Origin of the sequence: Paenisporosarcina sp. TG20 (assembly GCF_000286315.1) — a bacterium.
GTDB lineage: Bacteria > Bacillota > Bacilli > Bacillales_A > Planococcaceae > Paenisporosarcina.
The window spans coordinates 1-1,591 of the sequence record NZ_ALJG01000071.1; the positions used below are offsets into that span (position 1 = coordinate 1).

Below are 1,591 nucleotides of genomic sequence, written 5' to 3' on the forward strand. Positions count from 1 at the left end.
AACTAAGTATAGCCTATCCATATTTACAGAGGGAGTTATAGATTTCCATGAGGGCTTGAATGTTGTATTAGGTGATAATAAAGGATCTAACTCTATTGGTAAATCAACTTTACTTATGATTATAGATTTTGTCTTTGGTGGTAATACATATATTTCTCATAATAGTGATGTTGTAGCAAACTTAGGACATCATGAGTTTGGGTTCACCTTTAAATTTAAAACTGAATATCATTTTGTTAGAGGCACAGAAAATCCAGATGCAGTATATAAAAGCAATAATAAATATGAAAAACTTGATGAAAATGAAATTAAATTAAATGATTTTACCAAGTTACTAAAGAGTCTATATGAATTGGAATCAGACCAATTAACCTTTAGAGCTGCTGTTAGTACCTATTCTAGAGTATGGGGAAAAGAAAATGATAATGTTAAAAAACCCCTTCATAGCTTTGCACAAGAAAATTCTGGTCAAATTGTAACAAACTTGATTAAGCTTTTTAACAAATATGATGCTATAGAATTGCAGGATAAGGAACTAAAAAAACTTGAAGATCAAAAAAAAGTCTTAAATAAAGCAGGCAAGCACAAGTTAATCCCCAAAATAACTAAAAAAAAGTTTACAAAAAATCTAAAAGATATAGAGCACCATACTAAAGAAATTGGAAGGTTAGGAAAAAATGCATATAGCCCTTCAGGTGATATAAGTGAAATTGTTTCTGCTGAAATGATTTCCATTAGAGAAAGAAAGAAAAAACTCATAGATGAGAAAGAGTATTATGTTTCTAGATTAAATAGGACAACAAGAACTATAAAAAGATCAGCAGGTGCTGGGTTAGAGAACCTTCTAGAATTTTTCCCAAATATAAATGTAGAAAGATTGCAGAGTATAGAATCATTCCATCAGGGAATCAGTTCTATTCTTACTGATGAATTAGAGAATGCAAAAAAAGAGTTAGCTATCAAAATAGCTGAATTAGAGAAGGAAATTGATATAGTTATTAAAAAGCAAGAGCAGCTATTAAATCCTGATGAAGAACTTAATTTATTTATTGACAGCTTAATTGAATTATCATCAAGCTTAAAAAACCTCCAACTAGAAAATCAGTATTTCAGTAAGTTGTCAGGAATAAAAGAAGATATTGGTACCAAAAAAAGTAAACTTGAAGAGTTAAAGGAAATAATAATTAAAGAAATTAACAAGGCTATCAATACAAAATTAAAAGAGATTAATGGTTTAATTCATGAGGGCAAAAGGGATGCACCTGAATTAAATTTAACTTACAGTAAATATGACTATAAGTTTTTTGATAATACAGGTACTGGGAAAGCATATGCCAATTTAATAATTATTGACTTAGCAATTTTTACACTAACAAAAATTCCTTTAATTATGCATGACTCTTTCTTATTTAAGAATATTGAAAAAGAAGCTGTTGAACAAATCATTAAGTTCTACAACTCATTATCAAAACAAGTGTTTATTGCTATTGATATTATTGATATGTACAACAAGGAAACACAAAAGATTTTAGAGGAGAAAAAAATACTCCTATTATCTAATGATAAGTTATGGATAGGCTATACTTAGTTG

The 1,591-nt window shown here is 28.5% G+C and carries 1 protein-coding gene; it reads left to right on the forward strand.

The features are described from left to right. Nucleotides 1-1,588 (forward strand): DUF2326 domain-containing protein (locus B371_RS0100445; RefSeq protein WP_019412393.1); only part of this gene is annotated, 1,588 nt, incomplete at its 5' end. Nucleotides 1,589-1,591: the final 3 nt, after the last annotated feature.